Annotated in this window: 1 protein-coding gene; it reads left to right on the top strand. The window is 73.2% G+C overall.

All coding sequences use genetic code 11. The annotated features are described in order from the left end of the window. The coding region (locus ACIQUT_RS40315) for a beta-ketoacyl synthase N-terminal-like domain-containing protein (protein ID WP_403570719.1) at positions 1-1,112 on the top strand (1,112 nt) is incomplete at both ends.

The raw sequence follows: 1,112 nt of genomic DNA, 5'->3' as shown, positions 1-1,112 counted from the left end.
CGGGTCGCGGCCGTGCTCGGGCACTCCGGTGCCGACGCGGTCGACGCCGAGCGTGCCTTCCGGGACCTCGGCTTCGACTCCCTCACCGCCGTCGAGCTGCGGAACGTTCTCAAGGCGGAGACGGGGCTGCGGCTGCCCCCGACGCTGATCTTCGACTACCCGACCCCGACCGCGCTGGCCCGCCACCTGCTGACCGAGCTGGGCGTGACCGGCGGCCTCGACGGCAGGGACGGCGCACGCGGGCAGCTGATGGCGCCTGTACGGGCGACCGCCTCCCTCACCGACGACCCGATCGTGATCGTCGGCATGGGCTGCCGCTTCCCCGGCGGCATCCGCACCCCCGAGGACCTGTGGCAGCTCGTCGCCACCGGCGGCGACGGCATCACCACCTTCCCGACCGACCGCGGCTGGAACGCGGAGGCCCTCTACCACCCGGACCCGGACCACGCAGGGACCTCGTACACGCGTGAGGGCGGGTTCCTGCTCGACGCGGCCGAGTTCGACCCGGCGTTCTTCGGGATCTCGCCCCGCGAGGCCCTCGCGATGGACCCGCAGCAGCGTCTGCTGCTGGAGACCTCCTGGGAGGCGTTCGAGCGGGCCGGCATCGACCCGACGGCCGTGCGGGGCAGCCGTACGGGTGTCTTCGCCGGCGTCATGTACCACGACTACGTGTCGGGCATCGGCATCGGCGACGGCGCAGGATCCGGCGACGACCTGCCCGAGGGCGTCGAGGGCTACCTCGGCACCGGCAACGCGGGCAGCATCGCCTCCGGCCGGATCGCCTACACCTTCGGGCTCGAAGGCCCGGCGGTCACCGTCGACACGGCCTGCTCGTCGTCGCTCGTCGCCCTGCACTGGGCGATCCAGGCACTGCGCAACGGCGAGTGCGACATGGCCCTCGCCGGCGGTGTCGCGGTCATGGCGACCCCGGAGACGTTCATCGACTTCAGCCGCCAGCGCGGGCTCGCCGTGGACGGCCGCTGCAAGTCGTTCGCCGAAGGCGCGGACGGCACCGGTTGGGCCGAGGGTGCGGGCATGCTGCTCGTCGAGCGGCAGTCGGACGCCGTACGCAACGGCCACCCGATCCTGGCCGTGGTCCGCGGCTCGGCGAT

It is taken from the genome of Streptomyces sp. NPDC090445 (assembly GCF_044769385.1).
Classification (GTDB): Bacteria; Actinomycetota; Actinomycetes; order Streptomycetales; family Streptomycetaceae; genus Streptomyces.
This window is presented reverse-complemented; position numbering and strand designations above follow the sequence as displayed.